At 73.9% G+C, this 25,571-nt stretch carries 21 protein-coding genes; 6 read left to right on the top strand and 15 right to left on the bottom strand.

Going from position 1 to position 25,571, the window contains the following annotated elements:
- Nucleotides 1-180 precede the first annotated feature (180 nt).
- The gene (locus tag D7318_RS15720) at nt 181-1,212 is read left to right on the top strand and encodes an acyl-CoA desaturase (protein WP_120697732.1); all 1,032 of its coding nucleotides are present in this window, start codon (nt 181-183) and stop codon (nt 1,210-1,212) included.
- The gene (locus D7318_RS15715) at nt 1,212-1,907 is read left to right on the top strand and encodes a TetR/AcrR family transcriptional regulator (protein ID WP_120697731.1); all 696 of its coding nucleotides are present in this window, start codon (nt 1,212-1,214) and stop codon (nt 1,905-1,907) included. Before D7318_RS15720 ends, D7318_RS15715 begins: the two co-directional genes overlap by 1 nt.
- A 182-nt stretch (nt 1,908-2,089) precedes the next feature.
- On the opposite strand, the gene D7318_RS15710 is transcribed toward D7318_RS15715, so the two are convergent.
- Both D7318_RS15710 and D7318_RS15705 read right to left on the bottom strand, forming a co-directional pair.
- The gene (locus D7318_RS15710) at nt 2,090-2,494 is read right to left on the bottom strand and encodes a rodlin (RefSeq protein WP_120697730.1); all 405 of its coding nucleotides are present in this window, start codon (nt 2,492-2,494) and stop codon (nt 2,090-2,092) included.
- 111 nt (nt 2,495-2,605) lie between these two features.
- Nucleotides 2,606-3,433 carry a trans-aconitate 2-methyltransferase gene (locus D7318_RS15705; protein ID WP_120697729.1) on the bottom strand — a complete coding sequence of 276 codons (828 nt, stop codon included), beginning with the start codon at nt 3,431-3,433 and terminating at the stop codon, nt 2,606-2,608.
- A 69-nt stretch (nt 3,434-3,502) separates the two neighbouring features.
- Between D7318_RS15705 and D7318_RS15700 the strand changes: the two genes are divergently transcribed.
- The gene (locus D7318_RS15700; RefSeq protein WP_120697728.1) at nt 3,503-4,000 is read left to right on the top strand and encodes a MarR family winged helix-turn-helix transcriptional regulator; all 498 of its coding nucleotides are present in this window, start codon (nt 3,503-3,505) and stop codon (nt 3,998-4,000) included.
- A gap of 37 nt (nt 4,001-4,037) precedes the next feature.
- Here D7318_RS15700 and D7318_RS15695 read toward each other — a convergent pair whose 3' ends face one another.
- From D7318_RS15695 to rsmI, 11 genes are all read right to left on the bottom strand, one after another.
- The gene (locus D7318_RS15695; RefSeq protein ID WP_120697727.1) at nt 4,038-4,736 is read right to left on the bottom strand and encodes a helix-turn-helix transcriptional regulator; all 699 of its coding nucleotides are present in this window, start codon (nt 4,734-4,736) and stop codon (nt 4,038-4,040) included.
- A 225-nt stretch (nt 4,737-4,961) separates the two neighbouring features.
- Nucleotides 4,962-6,101, bottom strand: coding sequence for a galactokinase (galK, locus tag D7318_RS15690; RefSeq protein ID WP_120697726.1), 1,140 nt, complete (start codon nt 6,099-6,101; stop codon nt 4,962-4,964).
- Nucleotides 6,098-7,099: a UDP-glucose 4-epimerase GalE gene (gene galE, locus D7318_RS15685; protein WP_120697725.1), complete on the bottom strand. Its 1,002-nt coding sequence runs from the start codon at nt 7,097-7,099 to the stop codon at nt 6,098-6,100. Before galE ends, galK begins: the two co-directional genes overlap by 4 nt.
- Nucleotides 7,096-8,157, bottom strand: coding sequence for a galactose-1-phosphate uridylyltransferase (galT, locus tag D7318_RS15680; RefSeq protein ID WP_120697724.1), 1,062 nt, complete (start codon nt 8,155-8,157; stop codon nt 7,096-7,098). Before galT ends, galE begins: the two co-directional genes overlap by 4 nt.
- A gap of 1,349 nt (nt 8,158-9,506) precedes the next feature.
- Nucleotides 9,507-10,184 (bottom strand): response regulator transcription factor, encoded by a 678-nt coding sequence (locus D7318_RS15675; RefSeq protein WP_120697723.1) that lies wholly within the window; start codon nt 10,182-10,184, stop codon nt 9,507-9,509.
- Complete coding sequence (locus D7318_RS34585; protein ID WP_120697722.1) at nt 10,181-12,016, bottom strand: outer membrane protein assembly factor BamB family protein; 1,836 nt, start codon at nt 12,014-12,016, stop codon at nt 10,181-10,183. Before D7318_RS34585 ends, D7318_RS15675 begins: the two co-directional genes overlap by 4 nt.
- Nucleotides 12,017-12,181: 165 nt before the next feature.
- The gene (locus tag D7318_RS15665; protein WP_120697721.1) at nt 12,182-13,987 is read right to left on the bottom strand and encodes an ABC-F family ATP-binding cassette domain-containing protein; all 1,806 of its coding nucleotides are present in this window, start codon (nt 13,985-13,987) and stop codon (nt 12,182-12,184) included.
- A complete protein-coding gene (locus D7318_RS15660; RefSeq protein WP_120697720.1) occupies nt 13,980-14,909 on the bottom strand; it encodes a 4-(cytidine 5'-diphospho)-2-C-methyl-D-erythritol kinase in 930 nt (309 codons plus the stop codon). Before D7318_RS15660 ends, D7318_RS15665 begins: the two co-directional genes overlap by 8 nt.
- A gap of 11 nt (nt 14,910-14,920) precedes the next feature.
- Nucleotides 14,921-15,784, bottom strand: coding sequence for a 16S rRNA (adenine(1518)-N(6)/adenine(1519)-N(6))-dimethyltransferase RsmA (rsmA, locus tag D7318_RS15655; RefSeq protein WP_120697719.1), 864 nt, complete (start codon nt 15,782-15,784; stop codon nt 14,921-14,923).
- Nucleotides 15,781-16,629, bottom strand: a complete 849-nt coding sequence (locus D7318_RS15650) for a TatD family hydrolase (RefSeq protein WP_120697718.1) — start codon at nt 16,627-16,629, stop codon at nt 15,781-15,783. The genes rsmA and D7318_RS15650 overlap by 4 nt, the downstream gene beginning before the upstream one ends.
- A 10-nt stretch (nt 16,630-16,639) precedes the next feature.
- Nucleotides 16,640-17,506 carry a 16S rRNA (cytidine(1402)-2'-O)-methyltransferase gene (gene rsmI, locus D7318_RS15645; protein ID WP_120697717.1) on the bottom strand — a complete coding sequence of 289 codons (867 nt, stop codon included), beginning with the start codon at nt 17,504-17,506 and terminating at the stop codon, nt 16,640-16,642.
- A 60-nt stretch (nt 17,507-17,566) separates the two neighbouring features.
- Here rsmI and D7318_RS15640 point away from each other — a divergent pair, with 60 nt between their 5' ends.
- The 3 genes from D7318_RS15640 to D7318_RS15630 all read left to right on the top strand — a co-directional run bounded on the left by D7318_RS15640 (nt 17,567) and on the right by D7318_RS15630 (nt 22,051).
- Complete coding sequence (locus D7318_RS15640) at nt 17,567-19,282, top strand: dolichyl-phosphate-mannose--protein mannosyltransferase (protein ID WP_120697716.1); 1,716 nt, start codon at nt 17,567-17,569, stop codon at nt 19,280-19,282.
- Nucleotides 19,283-19,410: 128 nt separating this feature from the next.
- A complete protein-coding gene (locus D7318_RS15635) occupies nt 19,411-21,054 on the top strand; it encodes a penicillin-binding transpeptidase domain-containing protein (protein WP_329604579.1) in 1,644 nt (547 codons plus the stop codon).
- 55 nt (nt 21,055-21,109) lie between these two features.
- Complete coding sequence (locus D7318_RS15630; RefSeq protein WP_120697715.1) at nt 21,110-22,051, top strand: ribose-phosphate diphosphokinase; 942 nt, start codon at nt 21,110-21,112, stop codon at nt 22,049-22,051.
- A 22-nt stretch (nt 22,052-22,073) separates the two neighbouring features.
- On the opposite strand, the gene D7318_RS15625 is transcribed toward D7318_RS15630, so the two are convergent.
- Nucleotides 22,074-22,838: a hypothetical protein gene (locus D7318_RS15625; protein WP_147437727.1), complete on the bottom strand. Its 765-nt coding sequence runs from the start codon at nt 22,836-22,838 to the stop codon at nt 22,074-22,076.
- Between the two features lie 328 nt (nt 22,839-23,166).
- Nucleotides 23,167-25,407 (bottom strand): MMPL family transporter, encoded by a 2,241-nt coding sequence (locus tag D7318_RS15620; RefSeq protein WP_120697713.1) that lies wholly within the window; start codon nt 25,405-25,407, stop codon nt 23,167-23,169.
- Between the last annotated feature and the right edge of the window lie 164 nt (nt 25,408-25,571).

Below are 25,571 nucleotides of genomic sequence, written 5' to 3'. Positions count from 1 at the left end.
GCGTTGTCCGGCACGCCCCATCGTAATGAGCGAGCCGCACCCGGTCGTCACCTCGCCGTCACCCGGTCGTGAGAGCCGGGGGCCCGGTGGCGAGCGGCGATACTTACGATGCCGTAGGTTACGGTCCCGTAGGTGGCTGAAGCCTTCCTTAACGCTTCTTCTCCCCCCAAGGAAAAGCCCATGTCCACACCCCAGGACCTCGCGTCCACTCCCCCGGCGACCGCGGCCGACCCGGCCCCCGCCGACGGCGCCGCGTCCGCGACCCTCGGCGGCGAGCAGCGCCGCTCGGTCGAGCAGGTCGCCCTGCTCCTCTTCATCGTCGTCCCCTTCGTGGCCCTGGTGGCCGCGGTGCCCCTGGCCTGGGGCTGGGGCGTCAGCTGGCTCGACATCGCCCTGCTCGTGGCGTTCTACTTCCTCGGCTGCCACGGCATCACCATCGGCTTCCACCGGTACTTCACGCACGGGGCGTTCAAGGCCAAGCGGCCCATGCGGGTCGCGCTCGCCATCGCCGGGTCGATGGCCGTCGAGGGCCCGCTGGTGCGGTGGGTCGCCGACCACCGCAAGCACCACAGGCACTCGGACGCCGAGGGCGACCCGCACTCCCCCTGGCGCTACGGGGAGACGCTGCCCGCGCTGCTCAAGGGCCTGTGGTGGGCCCACATGGCCTGGATGTTCGACACCGAGCAGACGCCCCAGCAGAAGTACGCGCCCGATCTGATCAAGGACCCGATCACCCGGCGCATCTCACGCCAGTTCGTGCTGTGGACCGTGGTCTCCCTGGCGCTGCCCCCGCTGATCGGCGGGCTCGCGACATGGTCGTGGCAGGGCGCGGCCAGCGCGTTCTTCTGGGGCTCGCTCGTCCGCGTCGCCCTGCTGCACCACGTGACTTGGTCGATCAACTCGATCTGCCACGCCACCGGCAAGCAGCCGTTCAAGTCCCGTGACCGCTCCGGGAACGTGTGGTGGCTCGCGGTCCTCTCGTGCGGCGAGTCCTGGCACAACCTGCACCACGCCGACCCCACGTGCGCCAGGCACGGCGTGGACCGCTGGCAGGTGGACTCGAGCGCCCGGCTGATCCGCTGGTTCGAGAAGGCGGGCTGGGTCGACGACGTCCGCTGGCCCAAGCGGTCGCGCATCGACGCCAAGCGAAACGATCCCCATACCGAACCAGGGGAAAACCGTGAGGAAGCGGCCACCGCCCACGCGGCATGATGGGGTCCGTGGCGACCGACAACAGCATCAAGGGCAGTGGCAAGGACAGGCCGGAGCGACCGGCCAGGACCCCGCGGCGGGCCCGCCGGAGAATGACCGGCACCGAGCGCAGGGAGCAGTTGCTCGACATCGGCCGCACCCTCTTCGCCGAACGGGGCTTCGAGGGCACGTCCGTCGAGGAGATCGCCGCCAAGGCGGGCGTCTCCAAGCCGGTGGTCTATGAGCACTTCGGCGGCAAGGAGGGCCTCTACGCGGTCGTCGTGGACCGCGAGATGAGCCGCCTGCTGTCCATGGTGACCGGCGCCCTGACCGCGGGGCACCCCAGGGAGTTGCTCGAGCAGGCGGCGTTCGCCCTGCTCGACTACATCGAGCAGTACACCGACGGCTTCCACATCCTGGTGCGTGATTCGCCGGTGGCGCAGTCCACCGGGACCTTCGCGTCGCTCATCGGCGACATCGCCACCCAGGTCGAGGACATCCTGGGGCTCGAGTTCAAGAGCCGTGGCTATGACCCCAAGTTGGCGCCGATATACGCGCAGGCGCTCGTGGGGATGGTGGCGTTGACCGGCCAGTGGTGGCTGAGCGCGCGCAAGCCCAAGAAGGCCGAGGTGGCCGCCCACCTGGTGAACCTCGCGTGGAACGGCCTCCAGGGCCTCGACCACAGCCCCCGCCTGGTGGGCCACCGCCGCACCTGAGCGCCCCGGTTCCGCGTGAACGCCGCTCCGCGTGAACGCCGTTCGCAGGAAACACCGTTCGCAGGAAACACCGCGACCCCCTCGCCGGGACCTCAAGGGTCCCGGGAGGGGGTCGTGCGGTGCGGAGCGCCGGAGAAGAAGGCCGAAGAACCCGGAGCCCGCGTAGGCGAGACGCGGATCCGTCAGTGCTCGCTGACGCCGTTCTCCGAGAGGAGCGACAGGTCCGAAAGCAGCTTGGACAGTGGGTCGTCGCCGTCGATCTGCGTGGAGTTGTCGTTGCAGTACTGCTGCTGCTGGCTGGACAGGATGTCGTCCAGGCCGACGTTGACCAGGCCGAGGATGCTCTGAGCGGTCGTGTTCGGCAGGGCCGGGATGCACAGGTCGTTCAGCGAGCCGTTGACCAGGGCCATGTTGGGGCTCATGGTGCCACCGGTGGTGGTGTTGCCGTAGAGCTTGGCGGACCCGTTGCCGTTGACCGTCTCGTGACCGGCATCCCCACCGATGGCCATCGCCGGGCTGGCGGCGATTCCGACGGCGCCGACGGCGGAGGCCGCGATGGCAGCCGTGGCAAGCGTCTTCTTGATCACTAGCTTGTCCTTCCGAGTTCTCTGGAATGCCCTGTTTCTGGAGCGACCTGCACAACGCGCCTGGGCGGATTCGGTTGTCGGCGTTCACTCGAATCGCCCAACGCCGTTGCCCTATCGGCGTCCGGCTGACGTGGCCACGGCGAAGACCCTGCGGAAGGGGAACAGGGTGCCGTGCGGGCCCCGCGGATAGGCGGCGCGCAGGGCGCCGCGGAGCTCGTCGACGAACGCCTCCCGCGCCCCTGGGTCGCCGTCGAGGGCGGTCAGCACCGGGCGGAGTCCCGTGCCGAGCAGCCAGTCGAGGACCGGGTCGTCGCCGGGCAGGAGGTGGAGGTAGGTGGTCTCCCACACGTCCACGGCGCTGCCCAGGTCGGCCAGCGCGTCGAAGTAGCCCTCGGGGGTCAGCACGGCGTCGGGGTGGCGCAGGACGCCGCCGAGCCGGTCGCGCCAGCGGGGGCTCGCGCACAGCTCGCGCATCAGGACATGGCTGGGGGCCGCGAAGTTCCCCGGGACCTGGAACGCCAGCACCCCGCCGGGCGCGAGGCCCGCGACCCACGCGGGGAAGGCCGAGACATGGCCGGGGACCCACTGGAGGGCGGCGTTGGACAGGATCAGGTCGAACGGCTCGGCCGGGCGCCAGGTGGCGAGGTCGGCGTGGGCGAACGCGAGCGAGCCCGCGCCCCCGGGGAGGGGCCCGGCCACCGTCGCGGCCTCGGCGAGCATCGCGTCGGAGTTGTCGTAGCCGGTGACGCGGGCGTCGGGCCAGCGCTCGGCGAGCAGCAGGCTGGGGCGCCCAGGGCCGCAGCCGAGGTCGGCGATCCGGGGCGCGTCGGGGAGCGCGGGGACGCGCGCGATCAGGTCGCGCAGGGGCCGGGCGCGATCCCCGCTGTGGCGGGCGTACTGGGCGGGATCCCACTGGGCCCGGGGCGATACAGGAGCCATGGGACGATCGTACCGTTACTATCTCGACATCAAGAGACTTCATGTCGAGGGAACGCCTAGACTGGGGGCATGGAGGACGAGGTTGACCGGCTGGTGGCGGCCTGGCGGCGCGAGCGGCCCGATATCGACGTGGAGCCGCTCGAGGTGCTGAGCCGGGTCAGCAGGCTGGCGCGCCACCTCGACCGGGCCAGGCGCCTGGTGTTCGCCGAACACCACCTCGAGCCCTGGGAGTTCGACGTCCTCACGGCCCTGCGCCGGGCGGGCAGCCCGTACCAGCTCTCGCCGGGGCAGCTGCTCACCCAGACGCTGGTGACGTCGGGCACCATGACCAACCGGATCGACAGGCTCGCCAAGAAGGGCCTGGTCGAGCGGCTCCCCGACCCCAACGACCGCAGGGGCGTCCTCGTGCGGCTCACGGTCACCGGGCAGCGCCACGCGGACGGCGCCCTGTCGGGCCTCCTCGCCCAGGAGCGCGCGCTGCTCGGCGGGCTGACCGGCGCCCAGCGCCGCGAGCTGGCCGCACTGCTGCGCCACCTGACGGCCCCGTTCGACAACACCCCGGCGTGAACACCCGCGCGTGAACACCCCGGCGCAGGACCGGCCGTCACGTGGCGGGGTCGGCTGGTGGGACGCCGGCCCGCCGGGCCAGTGCCACCGCGGCGAGGGTCGAGTGGACGCCGAGCTTGCCCAGGACGTTCTGCATGTGGGTGCGGACGGTGTGCGGGGAGAGGTAGAGGCGCTCGGCGACGGCCTTGCGCCCCAGGCCCGCCAGCATGCACCGCAGCACCTCGAGCTCGCGCGGCGTCAGCGACTCGACGAGGCGCTGGTGCTCGCTGCGGTGGTGGCGGTCGCGGTGCAGCTCACGGAGCACGCCGGTGAGCAGGGCGGGGGGCACATGCGTCTCGTCGCGCAGCACGCCGCGGATGACCTGGAGCAGGCGGGCGAGCGAGCTGTCCTTGGCGACCCAGCCCGAGGCGCCCGCGCCCAGGGCCGCCGCGGCCTGGGCGGCGTCATCTTCTGCCGCGAGCATGACAGAACGAAGGGCGGGAAGGCGTTCGGCCGCCATCGCCAGCAGGGACTCCTCGTCGGGCGCCGCGGCGGCCGCGCCGTCCAGGTCGGCGTCGAGCAGCAGCACGTCGTAGGGCGGCTCGCCCCCCGCCCTGGCGCGTTCGATGACGTGCAGGGCGGCGGCGACGGTCCCGACGGCCGTCGCCTCGACGTCCTGCTCCGCGGTGAGCGCGGTGGCCAGCGACTCGGCGAAGATCCGGTGCCCGTCGACGACCAGCACGCGAATACGGTCCACAACTGCCCCTAGGCTCACGGTGAGTCGGGCCGGCGGGCGCGGCCCCTGTGCCCCGGCGGGGCCGCCGCGGCCGCCGCCGCGTCAGCACCGGTGAGGAGTCCTGGGCGCCGCGCCCACCGCTCTCGCCCCCTGATCAGCACCGGCCCCCACCGGTGCTGTCCCCTCAGAGTACGGGCGCGGGCCGGTGGCGGTAGGGGTTTCGCGGAAGAGGCGGTATCGAAGCGATCACATCGGGATGCGCTGGGCGCCCGCCGAGGGGATCGCCTCGAACACGCGGGGCGCCGCGAGCCCGCGCGCCGCGAACTCCTCTCGCACGGCCGTTCCCGTCGCCTCCGCCGCGTCCTCGTCCACCAGCACGATGGCCGAGCCGCCGAAGCCGCCGCCCGTCATCCGGGCGCCGAGCGCGCCCGCGTCCACCGCGGCCGCGACGACCAGGTCCAACTCGGGGCAGGAGACCTCGAAGTCGTCGCGCAGCGAGGCGTGCCCCTCGGTGAGGAGCGGGCCGATGTCGCGGGCGCGGCCCGCGTCGAGCAGCGCGATGACGCGTTCGACGCGCCGGTCCTCGGTGACCACGTGCCGCACGCGGCGGCGCACGACCGGGTCGGTCAGGCGGGTCAGCGCGGCGTCGAGGTCGTCGTGGTCCACGTCGCGCAGGAACGGCACGCCGAGGGCGGCCGCGCCCGCCTCGCACTCCGCGCGGCGCTTCGCGTAGGCGCCGTCGGCGTGGGCGTGCTTGACGCGCGTGTCCACGACGAGCAGCCGCAGCCCCTCGACGGCCATGGCGAACGGCACGTGGCGGCGGCCGAGGTCGCGCGTGTCCAGGTGCAGGACGTGCCCGGCGACGCAGCACGCGGAGGCCATCTGGTCGAGGATGCCGCTGGGTACGCCGACGAAGTCGTTCTCGGCGCGCTGGGAGAGCCGGGCAAGGGTCTCGGGCGGCAGGCCGAGGCCGCCCAGGTCGTTGAGTGCCAGGGCGGTGACGACCTCGAGCGCGGCGGATGAGGAGAGCCCCGCGCCCGTGGGCACGTCGGAGTCGAACGAGATGTTCGCGCCGCCGATCTCGTGGCCCGCCTCGGCGAGCGCCCAGGCGACGCCCGCGGGGTAGGCGGCCCAGCCGGGGACAGCGCCAGGGGCGAGCGCGGCCAGGTCGACGGTGACGGGCTCGGCGTCGGGCTCGTGGCCCGAGTGGAGCCGCAGGAGGCGGTCGGGGCGGCGCGAGACCAGGGCCTTGATGGTCTGCGGGAGGGCGAGGGGCATCACATAGCCCTCGTTGTAGTCGGTGTGCTCGCCGATGAGGTTGACCCGCCCTGGGGCGGCCCACAGGCCCTCGGGGGCGGTGCCGAACAGCCGCTCGTGGTCGGTCACTTGGCCTCCCCCTCGGCGGTCGCCCCCGCGTCGGCGGCGCGTTGGGCGAACGTCCAGGCGTCGGCGATGATCGCGGCCAGGTCGGGGCGGGACGGGGTCCAGCCGAGGCGGCTCCTCGCCCGTTCGGCCGAGGCGACCAGCACGGCCGGGTCGCCCGCGCGGCGGGGTGCCTCGATCTCGGGGATGGCGTGGCCCGTCACGCGGCGGGCGGTCTCGATGACCTCGCGGACGGAGAAGCCGTTGCCGTTGCCGAGGTTGCAGATCAGGTGCTCGCCCCGGGTGGCCGCGCCGAGGGCCAGCAGGTGGGCCTCGGCCAGGTCGTCCACGTGGATGTAGTCGCGCACGCACGTGCCGTCGGGGGTGGGGTAGTCGGTGCCGTAGACCGAGATGGCCTCGCGGCGGCCCTGGGCGACCTGGAGGACCAGCGGGATCAGATGGCTCTCGGGGTCGTGCCGCTCGCCCTGGCGGCCCGCGGGTGAGGAGTGGGCGCCCGCGACGTTGAAGTAGCGCAGCGAGACGGCGGCCAGGCCGTGGGCCGCGCACGCGCCGGTGATCATGTGGTCGACGGCGAGCTTGGACGCGCCGTACGGGCTGCCCGGCGCGGTGGGGGCGTCCTCGGTGATGGGCGTGGTCCCGGGCTCGCCGTAGACGGCGGCCGTGGAGGAGAAGACGAGGGTGGCGACGCCCGAGTCGCGCATGGCGGCGAGGAGCTCGATGGCGCCGCCGACGTTGTTCCGCCAGTACTTCTCGGGGTTGGTCACGGACTCGCCGACCTGGGAGAACGCGGCGAAGTGCAGAACGGCGTCATAGCTGGCGTCGAGGTGCTTGGCCGCGTCCTGGACGCGGCCGTCGACGAAGTCGGCGCCCTCGGGGACGCCCGCGCGGAAGCCCGTGGACAGGTCGTCGAGCACCGTCACACGGTGGCCCGCGGCCAGCAGGTGGGCCGCGACGACCCCGCCGACATAGCCCGCTCCCCCGGTCACCAGGTACTTGCTCATGTGCCGCTCGCCACCTCTCGCAGCCGGTCGGCCGCGGCCTCCGGCAGAACGTCGTTCACAAAGGCGCCCACGCCCGACTCCGAGCCTGCCAGGTACTTGAGCTTGCCGGGGCTGCGCCGGATCGTGAACAGCTCCAGACGCAGCGCGAAGTCGTCGCGGGCCTCGTCCCCGATGCCCACGGGCGCCTGATGCCAGCCGGAAATATAGGGCGTGGGCGGGGCGTCGGGCCCGAAGATCCGGTCGAAACGGCGCAACAGCTCCAGATAGACCCCGGGGAGCTCGGCGCGCGCCGCCTCGTCGAGCGCCGTCAGGTCGGGGACGCGGCGGCGCGGATAGAGGTGCACCTCGTAGGGCCAGCGGGCCGCGTGCGGCACGAACGCCGTCCACGCGCCCGTCTCGAGCACCACGCGGCGGCCATCGGCGCGCTCGGCGGCGAGGATCTCGTCGTAGAGGTTGGCCCCGGTGCGGGCCCGGTGCCCGGCGACGGCGTCGATGGCGCGCCGGGTGAACGGCGTGACATAGGGATAGCCGTAGATCTGGCCGTGCGGGTGGGCCAGGGTGACGCCGATCTCGACGCCGCGGTTCTCGAAGCAGTAGACCTGCGTCACGCCGGGCAGCCGCAGCAGCTCGGCGGTGCGGTCGGTCCAGGCGTGGAGCACGAGGGCGGCCTGCTCCTCGGTGAGCGAGGCGAACGACGCGTCGTGCTCGGAGGTGAAGCAGACGACCTCGCAGCGGCCTGTGTCGCCGCCGAAGGAGGGGAAGCGGTTCTCGAAGACCGCCACCTCGTAGCTCTCCGCTGGTATCTCGCTCAGCCGGTCGCCCCGCGAGGGGCACAGCGGGCACTGGTCGGCCGGGGGGTGGTAGGTGCGGGCCTGGCGGTGGGCCGCGTAGGCCACGGGCTCGCCGAGGAGCGGGTGGTGCCGGATCTCGGAGGGCGCGACGGAGCGGTCGACCGGCGGCAGTGGCCTGCGGTCGACGGCGGCGCGGGGGCTGCCGTCGACGCGGTCGTAATAGAGCAGCTCGCGGCCGTCGGCGAGGCGGGTCGTGGTCCTCTTCATCACCCGGTCCAGATCCAGAGTCAGCGCACTCCAACAGAATTCAACATAAGGAAGCATACAGCTACAGTCCTGCGGACAGCCAGCCCACGAGCCCAGCCACCTCCCGGTGGCCCCTTCCCCTCCAGGCCCCGCCTCCGGCGCGGGATCGCCTTCCGGCGGGGGGGGATCGCCTCCGGCGCGGGATCGCCTCCGGCGCGCGGTCGCCTCCCGGCGGGGGGGCGCCTCTGGCGCGGGATCGCCTTCCGACGGGCGGGGGGTCGCCTTCCGGCGCGGGGGATCGCCTCCGGCGAGGGGGTCGTCTCCGGCCAGAGGGCGCCTCCGGCCCGGGAAGCGGGCACGGCCCCCGGCGAGGGTCGCCTTCCGACGCGGGGGATCGCCTCCGGCGAGAGGGCGCCTCCGGCTGGGGAAGCGGGCACGGCCTCCGACGCGGGGCCGCCGCCCAGCGGGCGCCGCCTCCCAGCGAGGGTCGCCTCCGGCGGGGGGCCTCCGGTGGGGGTCGCCCCCCGGCGGGCAGATCACCTCCCAGTGAGGGGCCTCCGGCCGGGAGCGGGAGCAGTCCGGTACAGAGCCACCTCCGGCGGCGGGGGAAGCGCGGGCCCGGCGTTGGGGTCGCCTCGCGGCGGTGGCACCTCCGGCGCGGGATCGCCTCCGGTGGGGGTCGCCCCCCCGGCGAGAGGGTCGTCTCCCGGCGAGAGGCCTCCGGCCGGGAGCGGGAGCAGTCCGGTACAGAGCCACCTCCGGCGCGGGGCAGTTGCCGAGGCGCGGCCCCGGGGGCGCAGCCACCCCCGACACGGAGCGAGAACTCCCCGCACAGCGACCGCCTCCGGCGAGGGGGTCGTCTCCGGCCGGGGAAGCGGGCACGGCCCCCGGGGCGGGAGCAGCCTCCCAGCGGGCGTCGCCTTCCGGTGCGGGTCGTCTCCCGGCGGGGAGCCTCCGGCCGGGGGTGGGAGCAGTCCGGTACAGAGCCACCTCCGGCGGCGGGGGGAAGCGCGGGCCCGGCGTTGGGGCCGCCTCGCGGCGGTGGCACCTCCGGCGCGGGATCGCCTCCGGTGGGGGGCGCCCCCCGGCGAGGGGCCTCCGGCCAGGGTGGGAGCAGTCCGGTACAGAGCCGCCTCCGGCGGGGACAAGCGAGGCCCGGCTTGGGGCCGCCTTCGGCCGGGGAGACGGGCGCGGCTCCAGCCCGGTGCCACGGGCCTCCCGGCGCGGGAGGCGCCTCCCCCGTAGGGCGGGAACGGCCCGGCACGCGGGGTCGCCTTCGGTGGGGGGAATCGCCTCCGGCGGCGGGATGTGCCGGGCGGGTGACCCGCCGCGTCGAACGCCCTGGCGCAGCAGCGCGCAGCGCAGCCGGGTCAGGGCCTCGCGGGACGGTGGAGGTGGTCGAGGAGGCCCGTGCGGACCGCGAGGGCCGCCGCTTCGAGGCGGGACGCAGTCCCCAGCTTGGTCAACAGCCGCTGCACATGCGTGCGCGCCGTGCTGGGGGCGACGCCGAGGCCCGCCGCGATGCGGCGGGTGTCCTCGCCGTCCACGATCCGCATCAGGACGTCCGCCTCGCGCTCCGTCAGCAGCGCCGCCAGGCGCGCGCCCTCGGCCTCCGCGCCGGTCCGCGGGTGCAGCAGCTCGGCGAACGCCTCCCTCAGCAGCTGCGGCGACACCGCCGCGTCGCCCGCCTTGGCCCTGAACATCGCGCGCTCCACGCCGTCGATCCGCTCGTCGTGCCGCACATAGCCGCGTGCCCCGGCCGCGAACGCGGCGGCGACGCCACGCGGCCGGGGCACGGGGCCGAGCACGACGACGGCCACGCGTGGACACTCGCGCCGTATCCGCAGCACCGGGTCGAGCGCGCCGGGGGCGTCGGGTTCGAGGGAGCCGAGCAGGCACACGTCGGGCTGCTTGCCCACCACCAGGTCGGCCGCGCGGCTCACCGGCGCGCCCGCGCCGAGCACCCGGTGGCCGCGCACCCGCAGGGCCGAGGCCAGCGCCTCGGCGACCAGCCGCCTGTCGTCGACGACGACGACGCGCACGCTCACCGGTAGACCAGCATGGCGCGGGGCTCGTCCAGGGCTTCGCTGTAGAACTTGAAGTTGACCAGGGTGAACGTGTCGTCCCGCCACAGCGGCTGCTGGTCGTGCGGGAAGAGGCTGCCCCCCATCGACGCCTCCTGGGCCCGCGCGGCGCGGTCGAGCGCCATGATGGGCCGGATCTCCTCCGTCTCGGGATCGACGGCGACGACCATGCCCTCGAGTTCGGTCGTGGCCGCCTGATACGCCAGGACCTGACCGTCCTGGACCCCGAAGGGCCGGATCTGACCGCCGTTGATCGGCTGGACCTCGTAGGCGGGCTGTCCGGTCGCCAGGTCGAACGCCACCAGCGCGTTGCCGTCGAGCCCCGGCTCCATCGTGGCGAGGAAGAGGTGGCCGCCCGCGATCGCGGAGGCCGAGCAGTTGTGGAAGATCGTGACCTCGCACGGCGCCGTGTAGTGGTCGGCGTTGTAGTCGAGGACCGCCTGGACCTCCTGGTGTGCCTCGTCGATCACCCACAGCTGGCTCTCGCCCGACGAGAACCCGTCCTCGCTCAGCGAGACCTGGACCACGAGCGGCTCGACCGAGACCACCGCGTCGACGGCCACGATCAGCTCCTCGTGGGCGGCCGGGTACTCCCAGACCCACTGCTCCTCGCCCGTCTCGTCGGTGGCGCGGATGCTGCCGCCCTGGGGCTCGGAGAACGTGCCGCACAGGTAGTTGGAGATGATCGTCTCGTCGACGACCATGAAGTCCGTCTCCTTGCACCGGTCGGCCGACCCGCTCTCCCAGAGCTTGCGCTCCTCGCTGATGCTGTAGCCGATCCCGGCCGTGCCGGTGCCCATGACGACCGTGTCGCCCAGGATCCAGGGGTAGGTGTCGAAGTCGGTCGACTGGACCGTGTCGAGGGGCATCGTCAGCACCTCGTCGCCCGTGGAGATGTCCACCACGGTCAACTCCTCGCAGTCGCGGCCCTGGAGGAGCGCGACGCGGTTCTCGGAGACATTGGGCGAGGCCAGGCAGTTGCCGTCGGCGGACTCGAACGGCAGCGACCAGTTCTCGGCGCCGGTCGCCAGGTCGTAGGAGACGATCTCGTCGGGCATCACGCGCACGAACGCGTCGTCGAGCCACCAGAAACCCTTGGCCTCGACCACGTTCTCCTCGGAGGTGGGCTCGTACGCGGGCAGCTCCCACGCCAGCGAGGCGGAGATCGCCTCGGCGGGCAGCTCCCCGCCACCCGGCTCTTCGCCGCCCCCGCCCCCGTCGCCGCCGGGCTCGCCGCTCGGCTCCTCCTGGGCCGCGGGCTCGCCGCCGCCGTCGTCGCCCCCGAAGACCAGGAACGCGCCACCCGCCACCAGCACGAGCGCGAACACCGTGGCCACGGCTATGAGGATCTTGGTGCGGTTCGAGCCGCCGGAGCGGCCGCTCGGCGGAACGGACCCCGAAGGGGCGCCCGGCGTGGGGAAGTTGGGGCCCGACGGGCCATAGCCGAGGGTCGGCGCCTTGTAGGGGCCGGGGGCGGTCGGGGCGCCGAACGAGGAGCCGCCCGCCGTCTGTTCACCCGACGCGTACGGCGAGGCGTAGGGCGCGGGGGGCGTCGCGTGGGGCGGGGGCTGCTGCGGGTAGCCGTATCCCGGCTGGCCCGGCTGGCCGCCCGGCACCACGGGCTGCGCCGACGGCGGCGTGCCGGGCGCGGGCGGCGGGGTGCCGGGCGCGGAGGGCGGCGTGGGGAAGCCATAGCCGCCGGGCGCGTCGCCGGATCCGGGACCCGGCTCGGGCGGCGGCCCGTAGCCGCCGGCGGGCGGCCCAGGGGGCTGGTTCGGCGGTGGCGGCTGAGACATGGATCCCCCTGGGGCCGGTGGGCCACGGCCGCGCTGGGCGCGTGGGCGAAGGACTGCGGCCGATCGGCGGTCGATCGTGCGGTCGAGCAAAGCTCTTTTTACCATCGGACACCGGTACGGCCCCTTGCGGTTCCGGCCTCGTGGGGCATTCGGCCGGTTCCGGTGTCAGCCGCCGTCCGCGAGTTCGAGCCAGCGGGTCTCCAACTGGTCGCGCTGCTCGGTGAGTTCGCGGAGCTCGGCGTCGAGGTCGGCGACCCGCTTGAAGTCCGTCGCGTGCGCGGCCATCTCGCCGTGCAGCGCGCTCTCCCGCTCGCCGATGCGGTCGAGCTGCCGCTCGATCCGCTGGATCTCCTTCTGCGCGACGCGCGACAGCTGGGCGGGCGGCGGGCTCGTGGCCGCGCGGGCCGTCGTCGGCGGGGGCGAGGCCGCCGCCTCGGCCAGCCGGGCGGCGCGCCGCTCCACGTACTCCTCGATGCCGCGCGGCAGCATCCGCAGCGCCCGGTCGCCCAGCAGGGCGAAGACGCGGTCGGTGGTGCGCTCCACGAAGTAACGGTCGTGGCTGACCACGACGAGCGACCCTGGCCAGCCGTCGAGCACGTCCTCGAGCTGGGTCAGCGTCTCGATGTCCAGGTCGTTGGTCGGCTCGTCGAGGAACAGCACGTTGGGCTCGTCCATCAGCAGCCGCAGGATCTGGAGCCGCCGCCGCTCGCCGCCCGACAGGTCGCCGACCGGCGTCCACTGGCGCTCCTTGCCGAAGCCGAACCGCTCGCACAGCTGCGACGCGGTCAACTCCTTGCCGCCGCCCAGGTCGACGCGTGCCCTGACCTGCTCGACGGACTGGAGCACGCGCAGCGCGGGGTCCAACTCCGCGACGTCCTGCGACAGATACGCCAGCCGCACGGTCTTGCCGACCGTGATCGTCCCCGCGGCGGCCCGGCCCGCGGCCATGGCGCGCAGGAGCGTCGTCTTGCCCGCGCCGTTCACCCCGACCAGGCCGATCCGGTCGCCGGGGCCGAGCTGCCACGTGAGGTGGCTCAGCAGCTCGCGGTCGCCCGCCGTGACGGTGACGTCGTCGAGGTCGTACACGGTCCTGCCGAGGCGGGCGCCCGCGAAGCGCGTCAGCTCGGCCTGGTCGCGCGGCGGCGGGACGTCGGCGATCAGGGCGTTGGCCGCCTCGACGCGGAAACGCGGCTTGCTCGTCCTGGCCGGTGCCCCGCGCCGCAGCCACGCGAGCTCCTTGCGCACGAGGTTCTGCCGCTTGGCCTCCTCGCCCGCCGCGACGCGCTCGCGCTCGGCGCGCGCGAAGACGTAGTCGCTGTAGCCGCCCTCGTAGGTGTGCACGGTGCCGCGCTGCACGTCCCACATGCGGGTGCAGACCTGGTCGAGGAACCACCGGTCGTGGGTGACCACCACGAGCGCCGAACGCCGCGCGCGCAGGTGCTCGGCGAGCCACGCGATGCCCTCGACGTCGAGGTGGTTGGTCGGCTCGTCGAGCACGATGAGGTCCTGCTCGGCGATCAGCAGCTTGGCGAGCGCGATCCTGCGCCGCTCGCCGCCGGAGAGCGGGCCGATCACCGTGTCGAGGCCCGCGGGGAAGCCGGGCAGGTCGAGCCCGCCGAACAGCCCGGTGAGCACGGCGCGCACGCGCGCGTCGCCCGCCCACTCGTGGTCGGCGAGGTCGCCGATGACCTCCTGGCGGACGGTGGCGGCCGGGTCGAGCGGGTCGTGCTGGGTGAGCACGCCGAGGCGCAGGCCCCCCGAGTGGGTGACGCGCCCGTCGTCGGGCTCCTCCTGCCGGGCGAGGACGCGCACCAGCGTGGTCTTGCCGTCGCCGTTGCGCCCCACGACGCCGATCCGGTCGCCCTCGCCGACGCCGAGCGAGACTCCGTCGAGCACCGCGCGGGTGCCGTAGACCTTGCCGACGGACTCCAGGTTGACGAGATTCCGGGCGGACTTGGGGGACTCAGGCATGGGACTCGATGGTAGTCGCCCCCGCGGCGGGGCCCGTCGTCGCGCGGGCGTCGCGGCACGTGCCCCCGGCCCTGAGCGCGGCGGCGACGCGGGCGGCGGCGTCGGCGTCCTCGGCGAGGAACGCGCACGTGGGCCCCGAGCCCGAGACGAGCCCGGCGAGCGCGCCCGCCTCCGCCCCCGCGGCGAGGGTGGCGGCGAGCGAGGGGCGCAGCGAGAGGGCGGCGGTCTCGAGGTCGTTGGCCAGGGTGGCGGCCAGCGCGTGGGCGTCGCCGTCGCGCAGCGCGTCGAGCAGCGCGGGGGTGGGCTCGGGGCGCGGCGGGTGCACGCCTTCGGCGTCGCGCAGCCGGTCGCACTCCCGGTAGACGGCGGGGGTGGACAGGCCGCCTTCGGCGAGGGCGAACACCCAGTGGAACGCGCCCGACACCGGCAGCCCGGTCAGCAACTCTCCCCTCCCCCGCCCCAACGCGGCCCCGCCCACCAGGCTGAACGGCACGTCGGAGCCCAACTCGGCGCAGAGCTTCAGGAGCTCGGGCCGTGGGGTGGCGGTGCCCCACAGGGTGTCGCACGCCAGGAGCGCCCCCGCGGCGTCGGCGCTGCCGCCCGCCATGCCACCGGCGACGGGGATGTCCTTGTCGATGTGCAGCCGGACGGCGGGCTCGATGCCGTGCAGAGCCGCGAGCAGGGTCGCGGCGCGGGCGGCGAGGTTGGCCTCGGGGTCGAGGGGAACGTCGTCGCTGCCTGGCCCCGCGCACGTGACGGCGAGCGCGTCGGCGGGGGCCGCGGTGACGTGGTCGTGGATGCCGACGGCGAGGAAGACGTTGGCCAGGTCGTGGAACCCGTCGGCCCGCGGCGGCCCGACGGCCAGCTGAACGTTGACCTTGGCGGGCACACGGACGGTGACGACTTGCGCGGGGGACCCCATGGGGTCCGAGTCTAGGCGCCGCCGCGGGTGGGCCTTGACTCCGCCAGGTGTGCGAAGTCCTCCACCGTCAGCGACTCGCCCCTGGCCGTCGGGGCGACGCCCGCCGCCTCGCACGCCGCCTCCGCCGCAGCCGCCGACCCCGCCCAACCGGCCAGCGCCGAGCGCAGCGTCTTGCGGCGCTGCGCGAACGCCGCGTCGATCACCGCGAAGACCTCGGCGCGCGAGGCCCGCGTCGGCGGGGGGTCGCGGCGGACCAGGGAGACCAGGCCCGAGTCCACGCGCGGCGCGGGCCAGAACACCGTGCGGCCGATCGCCCCGGCCCGCCGCGCCTCGGCGTACCACGCGGTCTTGACCGAGGGCACCCCGTACACCTTGGAGCCCGGCGGGGCGACAAGACGGTCGGCGACCTCGGACTGCACCATCACCAGGCCGCGTTCGAGGCCGGGGAACGTCGCCAGCATGTGCAGCAGCACCGGCACCGCGACGTTGTAGGGCAGGTTGGCGACGAGCGCGCGCGGGGGCGGGCCCGGCAGCTCGGTGACGCGCAGCGCGTCCGCGTGGACCAGCGCGAAACGGTCGGCGCGCGCCGGGAGGCGCGCCGCGACCGTCGCGGGCAGCGCCGCCGCGAGCACGTCGTCGATCTCCACCGCCGTCACATGGCCCGCGGCGCCCAGCAGCGCCAGGGTCAACGAGCCGAGCCCCGGGCCGATCTCGACCACCGCGTCGTCGGGGCCGATGTCGGCGGCGCGCACGATGCGGCGCACGGTGTTGGCGTCGATCACGAAGTTCTGGCCGCGCTGCTTCGTCGGGCGCAGGTCGAGCGCCGCCGCGAGCTCGCGGATGTCGGAGGGGCCGAGCAGCGCGTCCTGGGTCACCCGAAGACCCGTTCGGCGTTGGTCGCGACGTGCCGGGCGAGCTCGTCCTCGGCCAGCCCCTTGACCTCGGCCATCGCGCGCAGCGTGACGGGGATCAGATAGGGCGCGTTGGGCCTGCCGCGGAACGGCGCGGGCGTCATGAACGGCGCGTCCGTCTCCACCAGCAGCAGCTCGGGCGGCGCGGCGGCGAGCGCGTCGCGCAGCGGCTGGGCGCTGGCGAACGTGACGTTCCCGGCGAACGACATGAAGTAGCCCTCGGCGGCGCACACCTCGGTCATCGCGACATCGCCCGAGTAGCAGTGGAACACCGTGCGGCGCGGGGCGCCCTCCTCGCGCAGGATGCGCAGCACGTCGTCGTGCGCGTCGCGGTCGTGGATGACCAGGGCCTTGTCCAGCTCCTTGGCCAGCGCGATGTGCCGCCTGAACGAGCGCTGCTGCGCCGCGACGCCCTCGGGCCCGGTGCGGTAGCGGTCGAGCCCGGTCTCGCCGATGGCGACCACCTGGGGCAGCGCGCCGAGGTCCGCGATCTCCCGCAGCGCGGCGTCGAGGCCGCCGGGGCCTTGGGCCTCCTCGATACGCGGCGCCTCGTTGGGGTGCAGGGCGACGGCGGCCACGATCGCGTCGTGGTCGGCGGCGACCTTGGCGGCCCAGTGGGCGCGTTCGACGTCGCAGCCGATCTGCACGATGCGGGTCACGCCCACCGCCGTGGCCTTCGCGAGGGCCTCGTCGACGGTCGTGCCCTGCATGTCGAGGTGGGTGTGGGCGTCGGCGACGGGGACGGTCAGCGGCTCGGGCAGCGGCGGCGGCACCTGCTCCTGGGCCTTCGCCTTGGCGGACTTGGGCATGCCGTGAATCCTACGGCGACGCCGATCCGGCCTCTCCCGAGGCGCGGGCCGCCACCACGGCGTCGAACACGCGCCGCTTCGGGACGCCCGCCGCGCGCGCCACGTCGGCGATCGCCTCCTTGCGGTGCAGGCCCGCGGCCTCACCCTCCGCGACGAGCCGCGCCAGCTCGGCCGCGTCCACGCGCCCCGGCGCGGGCGCGGGGGCGCCCTCGACGACCACCGTGATCTCCCCGCGCACGCCGGGCGCGGCCCAGGCGGCCAGCTCGGCCAGCGGGCCCCGCCTGACCTCCTCGTACGTCTTGGTCAGCTCGCGGCACACGGCCGCGCGCCGGTCGCCGCCGAACGCCTCGGCCATCGCCGTGAGCGAGGCCGCGAGCCGGTGGGGCGCCTCGAACCAGACGAGCGTGCGGCGTTCCCCCGCCACCTCGCGCAGCCGCGCGGCGCGCTCGCCCGGCTTGCGCGGCAGGAATCCCTCGAAGCAGAAGCGGTCGACCGGCAGCGCGGACAGCGCGAGCGCGGTCAGCACCGCCGAGGGCCCCGGCACCGCCGTGACGCGGACGCCGCGCTCGACCGCCGCGGCCACGAGCCGGTAGCCGGGGTCGGACACGGACGGCATCCCGGCGTCCGTCACCAGCAGGACGCGCGCCCCGCGCGCCAGCTCGTCCGCGAGCTCCGGCGTGCGCGCCGACTCGTTGCCCTCGAAGTACGACACCACGCGCCCCCCGACCACGACGCCGAGGCCCTGCGCGAGGCGCCGCAGGCGGCGGGTGTCCTCGGCCGCGACCACATCGGCCGCCGCCAGCTCGTCGGCCAGCCGCGGCGGGGCGTCGCCCAGGGCGCCGATCGGGGTCCCTGCCAGTACGAGCGTGCCTGTCATGGCCGTCATCCTCGCGCATCTCACGAGGTTCGAAAGGGCCGGATGCCAAGATGGGCCCCGATGAGCAGCCAGAGCAGCCAGACCGTGACCGAGGCCCCGCCGGAGAGCGAGCCGGGCCGCCGCCCGCCCGCGTGGGAGCAGCGGCTGCGTCGTTTCGGCTATGCGGGCCGCCGCGGGTCGGGCGTGCGCGAGCGCTTGGTGCCGCCCTACCCGGAGCCTGGCGCGCGCCTGTGGCAGTACTTCGGCTTCGCGCCGCTCGCCGCAGCGCGCCTGGCCCGCTGGACGGCGTGGGGCGGGCCGCTGCTGGTGGCGGCGTTCGCGGGCGCGCTGCGCTTCGCGAACCTGGGCTCGCCGAACGCCGTGATATTCGACGAGACGTACTACGCCAAGGACGCCTGGTCGCTGCTCGAGCACGGCTACGAGACCGACTGGCCCGAGGACGCCAACGAGCGGATCATCGGCGGCGAGACCCCGGTCGGCTCGGCCGCTTCCTATGTCGTGCACCCGCCCGCGGGCAAGTGGGTCATCGCGCTGGGCGAGTGGATGTTCGGCCTCACGCCGTTCGGCTGGCGCTTCATGGTGGCGCTGCTCGGCACCCTGTCGGTGCTCATGCTGTGCCGGATCGGGCGGCGGCTCTTCCGCTCGACCGTGCTCGGCTGCATCGCCGGGCTGCTGCTCGCGGTGGACGGGCTGCACTACGTGATGAGCAGGACCGCGCTGCTCGACCTGGTGCTGATGTTCTGGCTGCTCGCGGCGTTCGGCTGCCTGCTGATCGACCGCGACCGGGCCAGGGCGCGCCTCGCCGCGGCGCTGCCGGTGGGGGACGACGGGCTGGCGCGCTCGTCGCTCGACGTGGGCGAACGCCTCGGGCTCGGCGCGCGGCCCTGGCGCGTCGCCGCGGGGGTGTGCCTCGGCCTCGCGTGCGCGACCAAGTGGAACGGGCTCTACGTGCTCGCCGCGTTCGGCCTGCTGACCGTGCTGTGGGACGCGGCGGCGCGGCGCACCGCGGGGGCGCGCCAGGCGTACGCCGTGACGCTGCGGCGCGACGCGGGGCCCGCGTTCCTCTCGCTCGTGCCGGTGGCGCTCGCGGTGTACATCGCGTCGTGGGCGGGCTGGTTCGCCACGTCGGGGGGCTACTACCGGGACTGGGCCGAGGGGCGGGACAGCTCGTTCTCGTGGGTGCCTGGCCCGCTGCGCAGCCTGTGGCACTACACCACCGAGGTCTACGGCTTCCATGTGGACCTGACCTCGCGGCACGACTACGAGTCCAACCCCTGGAGCTGGCTGGTCGCGACCCGGCCCGTGACGTTCTTCTACGAGTCGCGGGAGGCGGGCGACGACGGCTGCGGCTATCCGAGCGGCTGCGCGCGCGAGGTGCTGGCCCTCGGCACCCCGCTGCTGTGGTGGGCGGCGTGCTTCGCGCTCGCGTACGCGCTCTACCGCTGGCTGTTCCGCCGCGACTGGCGGGCGGGCGCGGTGCTGTGCGCGGTGGCGGCGGGGTATCTGCCGTGGTTCCTGTACCAGGAGCGCACGATCTTCTACTTCTACGCCGTGGTGCTCGCGCCGTTCCTGTGCCTGGCCGTGACGCTGATGATCGGCGCGATCCTGGGGCCGCCCGGCTGCTCGGAGCGGCGCAGGGTGGCGGGCATCGTGGCGGCCGGGGTGCTCGTGCTGCTGATCGTGTGGAACTTCATCTACTTCCACCCCATTTACACGGGTACCGAGCTGCCCGTGGACGGCTGGCGCGCCCGGATGTGGCTCGACACCTGGGTCTGATGTGACGGGTGAGCCCGAGTGAGGCCGAAGTGACACCGGGCTGCCGTCCGGCATACCGGGGGTAGCCGGTAGGCTGCGGCGACAGCGGGCCGGTGCAGCGCGCTCGCGGAAGTACCAGGGCAGGGGGCATGGTTGACATGCGGAACGGGCAGCGGATCGCGGTGGTGGCGGGGGTGTGCGCGGCCGTCGTGTCGGTCGTCGGCTTCGGGGCGTACAGCCTGCTCGGCGACGACGGGAGCGGGGGCGGCGCCGCCGCCGCGGACGGCGGGCCCGGCGGGGACGACGAGCCCGCGGGGCCGCCCACCGACGAGGAGGTGCTCACCGCGTCCGGCGCGTTCCTCGACGCGTGGGCCGCGGGCGACGCGGTCGCCGCCGCCGAGCTCACCAGCGACCCCGAGGCCGCGCGGGCCGCGCTCGAAGCGCTGGCCGCCGACGCCTCGTTGACCGAGGTGGCCATCGAGGCGGGCACCCCCGACGGCGCGAGCGTGCCGTTCTCGCTCGACGCCACCGTCGCCCACGGGGACGAGGAGCCCGCCGAGCTCGGCTGGGAGACCGCGCTGAGCGTCGTGCGCGACGAGGCGAGCGGCGAGCCGGTCGTCGCGTGGGCGCCCACCGTGATCCACCCCAACCTCGCCGAGGGGCAGTCCCTGGAGACGGGCCCGATCAGCGAGGTCCCGCCGGTCGAGGCGCTCGACCGGAACGGCGCGGTGCTCTCCGCCGACGACTACCCCTCGCTCGCCCCGGTCATCGCCGAGCTCCAGGAGCGCTACGGCGAGCAGGCGGGCGGCTCGGCGGGCGCCGAGACCCGCATCGTGGACGCGGAGGGCGAGACGGTCACGTCGCTGCTCGAGCTGGCCGAGCCGACCGCGGGCCAGGTGCCCACGACGATCGACCCCACGGTGCAGCGGGCCGCCGAGGACGCGGTCGCGGACAGCGCCAGCGCGTCGGTCGTGGCGATCCAGCCGAGCACGGGCGCGATCCACGCCGTCGCCAACTCCCCCGCCGACGGCTTCGACACGGCCCTCGAGGGCAGCTACGCGCCCGGCTCGACGTTCAAGATCGTGACGGCCTCGCTGCTGCTGGACCGCGACCTGGCGTCGCCGGGCGCCGAGCACCCGTGCCCGAAGCACTTCACGCACGGCGGCTGGGAGTTCCAGAACCTCGACGAGTTCGAGATCGAGGGCGGCACCTTCGCCGACAGCTTCGCCCGCTCGTGCAACACCGCGTTCATCAGCCAGGCGCCCGAGCTGTCGGACGACGAGCTGGGGAGCCACGCGCGGGACGCGTTCGGCCTCGGCCTCGACTGGCAGGTCGGCGTGACGTCGATGGACGGCGCGGTGCCCACGCAGTCGGACGCGCAGATGGCCGCCTCGCTCATCGGCCAGGGCGGCGTGCGCATGAACCCCCTGACCATGGCGTCGGTCTCGGCCACCGTGAAGAACGGCTCGTTCCTCCAGCCCTATCTGGTGCCCGCCGACTTCGACGGGCGGCAGCTCGCGCAGGCGCCTTCGCCGCTGCCGACGGCGGGCGACCTGCGGTCTCTGATGAGCCGCACCGCGGCCAACGGCACCGCCGCCGAGGCGATGGCCGGGCTCGGCGGGGACATCGGCGGCAAGACCGGCTCGGCCGAGGTGGACGGGCAGGACAAGCCCAACGCCTGGTTCACCGGGTACCGCAACGACCTGGCCGTGGCCGCCGTCGTCCCCGACTCGGGCCATGGCGGAACGTTCGCCGGTCCCCTGGTGGCCGACGTGCTGAGGGTCGCCCCTTAGGTTGACCCGAAGGAGGGGCCCGCCGGGGGCGCCCCCGACCGGAAGTGGGACGACCGTGCGTGAGATCGCCGTCTTCAGCGGCAGCGCCCACCCCGAGCTGGCCGCCGAGGTCTGCGCCCATCTCGGGGTGCCGCTGCTGCCGACCAGGGTGGACCGCTTCGCCAACGACTGCCTCCAGGTGCAGCTCCAGGCCAACTGCCGGGAGCGCGACGTCTATCTGGTGCAGCCGCTGGTGCGGCCCGTGCAGGAGCACCTGGTCGAGCTGCTGCTGATGCTCGACGCGGCGCGGGGCGCCTCCGCGGCGCGCACCACGGTGGTGATGCCGCACTACTCCTACGCCAGGTCGGACAAGAAGGACGCGCCGCGCATCTCGATCGGCGGGCGGCTCATCGCGGACCTGATGGTGACGGCGGGGGCGAGCCGGGTGCTGGCGATGACGCTGCACTCGCCGCAGGTGCACGGGTTCTTCAGCGTCCCGGTGGACCACCTGCACGCGCTGCGGGAGCTGGCCTCGCACTTCAAGGGCCAGGACCTGGGCAACGCCGTGGTGGTCTCGCCCGACCTGGGCAACGCCAAGGAGGCGGCGGCGTTCGCGCGCATGCTGGGCATCCCGGTGGCGGCGGGCGCCAAGCAGCGCTTCAGCGACGACCGCGTGACGATCAGCTCGGTGATCGGCGATGTGACGGGCCGGGACGTGATCGTGCTGGACGACGAGATCGCCAAGGGCAGCACCGTGATCGAGCTGCTCGGGCGCCTGCGGGAGCTGGACGTCGCGTCGGTGCGGATCGCGTGCACCCACGGGCTGTTCTCGGCCAACGCGCTCGGGCGGCTGAGCGCGGAGCCCGATGTCCTGGAGATCGTCTGCACCAACACCGTTCCCATCCCCGCCGATCAGCGCACCGGCAAGCTGCGCGTGCTGTCGATCGCCCCCGCGCTCGCTGAGGCGGTCCGCCGGATCCACAACGGCGAGTCGGTCAGCGCGCTGTTCGGTGAATAGCGCACGGCGAAGGGTGAGTGGCTCACCCGCAGACTCCGGGCACCGATGTCGGGGAGCTGAGGGTCAGGGCGCGGTCGGCGGTCGACGACCAGTACAGGGTCATGCCCGTCGCGGCGAGGTCGATGCCGGTCACGGCGGTCGCGTTCCAGGTGTGGGCGAACGCGCCGCGCGCGGTGAGGGTGCGGCACGCGCCCGTGCCCTCGAAGACCAGCGCGGAACGCCCGGTCGCGATGTTCATGTCGGTGGCCGACTTCTCGGGTGGCAGCAGGAACCCCACGCCGTACGGGCCGAGCTCGGCCGCGTCCTCGCGGCTGACGCTGGGGTACTGGGACGTGGTGCCCGCGTGGTGGACGACGCGGACGATGGGCTCGACGGGCGCGTCGAACCAGGTGACCACGGCCTGGTCACCGCTCATGGGCGCGGCGGGGAGCTCGGTGAACTCCCAGTCGGTGATGGCGACCCAGCGGTCGACACCGTTCACCTCGGCGATCACATAGACGTCCGGGGCGGTCACGGTGAGCCCTTCGGCGGGCGGGATGGGGGCGCTCACCCGGGTCAGGCAGGCGCGTTCGGCGAGGACGGCGTCGACCTCGGCGGGGGTGTGTCCCGTGGATTCGAGCCCCTCGACCAGGGAGAGCAGCCGGTCGGCGCCCGCCTCGGTGGAGACGGGGATGTCGGGGGTGCAGGCCGCCTCGGGGGATCTCCCCTGGGCGGATGGGGCCGAGGCCCCGATGAGCGCGGCCATCGCCGCGAGGGCCGTCAGAGTCGTCGCTGTTCGGCGTCGCACGTCGCCTCCCGATTTATCGATATGACTACTTGACGCGCGACGCCGCAGTCTACCCATGATTGACCGGATGTGTACCGGGTGAGTGCCGGGTCGCCCGAAGGAGCGACCCGAACGGCGGCCCGAGCCGACGGCGGCTCAGCAGCCCGGCGCCGGGCGGGAGTTGGGGCGCGGGGCCCGTCGGCGGCGAGCGGCCCGCCCACATCTCGGCGGGCGCCGCGGAGGGGTACGGCGACGCCCGCGACGGCGCCGAGCCCGGCCCCCGACCCCCCGGGTGAGGGGATCGGGTGCCGGGCTCGGCGGGGAGAAGCGGCGGCGCTTCGGGCGGGTGTCAGACGCCCGCGGGCTCGCGCTGCCGCTCGACGGCGGCGCGACCCTTTCCGTTCGCCTCCAGGTAGCGCTCGAGGGACTCGCCCTCGACGTCGACGTTGGGCAGGATCCGGTCGAGCCACTTGGGCAGCCACCAGGCCCGCTCGCCGACGAGGCCCATCACCGCGGGAACGATGATCATGCGGACCACGAACGCGTCGAGCAGGACGGCGACCCCGAGGCCGAAGCCCATCATCTTGACCATGGCCTCGGTGCTGGTGACCGCGAACCCGGCGAAGACGCTGATCATGATGACCGCGGCCGCCGTGACCACGCGGGCGTTCAGGTTGAAGCCCGTGACCACGGACTGGCTCGGGCCCTCGCCGTGGACATGGGCCTCCCGCATGCGGGTCACCAGGAACACCTCGTAGTCCATGGCGAGGCCGAAGATCACGCCGACCATGAAGATCGGCATCAGGCTCATGATCGGCCCGGTCTCCTCGACGCCGATCAGCTCGGCCGCCCAGCCCCACTGGAAGACCGCGACGACGGAGCCGAGCGCGGCGAGCACCGAGAGCAGGAAGCCGAGGGCGGCCTTGAGCGGCACCAGGATCGAGCGGAAGACCAGGATCAGCAGGATGAACGCCAGGCCGACCACCAGGGCCAGATAGGGGATCAGCGCGTCGTTCATCACGTCGGAGAAGTCGATGTTGGCCGCGGCGGCACCGCTGACCAGCATCTCCGCGCCGCTCTGGCTCTCGACCTGCGGGGCGAGCTCGTCCCGCAGCTGGTGGACCAGCTCGGTGGTGTCGTGGTCGGAGGGACCGGTGGTCGGGAAGGCGAGCAGCGTCGCCATGGTCCCGTCCTCGTTGTACATCGCGGGGGCCGAGGCCGCGATCCCCTCGATCTGCTCGAGCTCACCGGCGACGGTGTCGGCGGTGGCCTCGAGGTCCGCGCCGTCGCGGCCGTCGAGGATGAGCATCAGCGGACCGTTGAACCCGGGCCCGAAGCCGTCGCTCAGCATGTCGTACGCCTTGCGCAGGGTGGTGTCCTCGGGCTGCGTGCCGTTGTCGGGCAGGCCGAGCTCCATGCTGGCCACGGGCACCGCGAGGACGCCGAGGCCGACGACGGAGGCCGCGAGGGCGAGGGCCGGGCGGCGCAGGATGGCGCGGGCCCACCGGGTGCCGCCGTTCTCCTTGCCCGGCTTGGTGAGCGAGGCGGGGACGCCGGTCTCGGGGTTCTGCTTGCGCAGGCGGCGGCCGAAGATCCGCTTGCCCACGATGCCCAGGGCGGCGGGCACCAGGGTGAGCGCCACCAGCACGGCCACCGCGACGTTCGCGGAGGCGGCCAGGCCCATCTTGGTCAGGACCGGGATGTTGACCACGGCCAGGCCCGCGAGGGCGATGATCACCGTGAGGCCCGCGAAGACGACGGCCGAGCCCGCGGTGCCGGTCGCCCGGCCCGCCGCCTCCTCGTGGCTGTGGCCCGCGATCAGCTCCGCCCGGTACCGGGAGACGATGAACAGCGCGTAGTCGATGCCGACCGCGAGGCCGATCATCATGGCGAGGATGCCGGTGGTCTCCGAGAGGCCGAGGGTGGTGCTCAGGGCCGCGATGCCCAGCACGCCGACCATCACGCCGATGAGCGCGGTGAGCAGCGGGAGCCCGGCGGCGATCAGCGAGCCGAAGGTGATGACGAGGACGATGGCGGCCACGACGATGCCGATGACCTCGCCACCGCCCATCTCGACCTCGCCCATGGCGACCTCGCCGCTCGCCTCGACGGCGAGACCGGTCTCACGCCCGCCCTCCATGGCGGCGATCAGCTCGTCGTGCATCTCGGTGGAGACATCGCCGCTCACGATGTCGTAGTCCACCGTGCTGTACGCCGTCGAGCCGCTGACCGCGCCGCTCTGCTCGGCGAACGGGTCGGTGACCGAGAGCACCTTGTCGGCGCCCTCGAGCTCGGCCAGCACGCCGCCGACGGCCTGCTGCCACTCGGCCGCGGTGATGTCCGCGCCGTCGGGGGCCTGGAAGACGACGGTGGTCTCGACGGAGTCGGCGTTCGCCTCGGGGAACTCCTCTTCCATGAGGTCGAGGGCTTCCTGCGACTCCGTGCCTGGCAGCGAGAAGTCGTCGGGGACCGCCCCGCTGGACGAGGCGGCGCCGGCCCCGATGCCGAAGAGCAGCGCCACCCAGAGCAGCACAGCCCACCAGCGGCGCCGAAAACTCAGGCGTCCTAGCTTGTACAGAAACGTAGCCACGGGGCAGGTTCTCCTGTCCGGGTATCAGGGATCGTCAAAGTGTCAAGTCAGCTCATGGGACGAGACGCGCCCCCCGGCGCGACAGGGTGAGTCCCGGACTGAAAAGTGATTCAGATCACAAAGACGGTCTCTTTGTGACTTGCCGGGACAATCCGCGAGCCGAA

The sequence above is a fragment of the Streptomyces radicis genome (genome assembly GCF_003626575.1).
Lineage (GTDB): Bacteria > Actinomycetota > Actinomycetes > Streptomycetales > Streptomycetaceae > Streptomyces > Streptomyces radicis.
The sequence above is the reverse complement of the archived record's forward strand: the minus strand, read 5'-3'. Positions and strand labels throughout refer to the sequence as shown.

Excerpts from the sequence above, each read along its gene's own strand:
- D7318_RS15720 (WP_120697732.1), top strand. The coding sequence starts at position 181 with ATGTCCACACCCCAGGACCTCGCGTCCACTCCCCCGGCGACCGCGGCC.
- D7318_RS15715 (WP_120697731.1), top strand. The coding sequence starts at position 1,212 with ATGGGGTCCGTGGCGACCGACAACAGCATCAAGGGCAGTGGCAAGGAC.
- D7318_RS15705 (WP_120697729.1), bottom strand. The coding sequence starts at position 3,433 with ATGGCTCCTGTATCGCCCCGGGCCCAGTGGGATCCCGCCCAGTACGCC.
- D7318_RS15700 (WP_120697728.1), top strand. The coding sequence starts at position 3,503 with ATGGAGGACGAGGTTGACCGGCTGGTGGCGGCCTGGCGGCGCGAGCGG.
- galE (WP_120697725.1), bottom strand. The coding sequence starts at position 7,099 with ATGAGCAAGTACCTGGTGACCGGGGGAGCGGGCTATGTCGGCGGGGTC.
- galT (WP_120697724.1), bottom strand. The coding sequence starts at position 8,157 with ATGAAGAGGACCACGACCCGCCTCGCCGACGGCCGCGAGCTGCTCTAT.
- D7318_RS34585 (WP_120697722.1), bottom strand. The coding sequence starts at position 12,016 with ATGTCTCAGCCGCCACCGCCGAACCAGCCCCCTGGGCCGCCCGCCGGC.
- D7318_RS15665 (WP_120697721.1), bottom strand. The coding sequence starts at position 13,987 with ATGCCTGAGTCCCCCAAGTCCGCCCGGAATCTCGTCAACCTGGAGTCC.
- D7318_RS15660 (WP_120697720.1), bottom strand. The coding sequence starts at position 14,909 with ATGGGGTCCCCCGCGCAAGTCGTCACCGTCCGTGTGCCCGCCAAGGTC.
- D7318_RS15650 (WP_120697718.1), bottom strand. The coding sequence starts at position 16,629 with ATGCCCAAGTCCGCCAAGGCGAAGGCCCAGGAGCAGGTGCCGCCGCCG.
- rsmI (WP_120697717.1), bottom strand. The coding sequence starts at position 17,506 with ATGACAGGCACGCTCGTACTGGCAGGGACCCCGATCGGCGCCCTGGGC.
- D7318_RS15640 (WP_120697716.1), top strand. The coding sequence starts at position 17,567 with ATGAGCAGCCAGAGCAGCCAGACCGTGACCGAGGCCCCGCCGGAGAGC.
- D7318_RS15635 (WP_329604579.1), top strand. The coding sequence starts at position 19,411 with ATGGTTGACATGCGGAACGGGCAGCGGATCGCGGTGGTGGCGGGGGTG.